Below are 235 nucleotides of genomic sequence, written 5' to 3'. Positions count from 1 at the left end.
ACGCGCTCGTCGGGACCAACCCCGAGGGACTGCAGCCGCCTTGCGATGCGGTTGGCGAGCGCCTCGAGCTCACCATAGGACAGACGTTCGCCCTCGCACACGACAGCCTCGGCCGCAGGGGCAAGGGCCGCCTGTTCGGCGATCCGCTCCGTCACGGGAACGAACGGGTAGCTCGCCGGTTCGCCATGATCGACCGGCACAGTCAGCGTCAGCGCGGCAAGTCGGGTCTCCTCGC

1 protein-coding gene is annotated in these 235 nt (G+C 69.4%); it reads right to left on the bottom strand.

Annotated elements, in window-relative coordinates:
• On the bottom strand, positions 1-235 hold a 235-nt coding region (locus tag AAE029_RS36305; protein ID WP_371077780.1), incomplete at both ends, for an AMP-binding protein.

The organism is Sinorhizobium sp. CB7, from assembly GCF_041357635.1.
Lineage (GTDB): Bacteria > Pseudomonadota > Alphaproteobacteria > Rhizobiales > Rhizobiaceae > Rhizobium.
The sequence above is the reverse complement of the archived record's forward strand: the minus strand, read 5'-3'. Positions and strand labels throughout refer to the sequence as shown.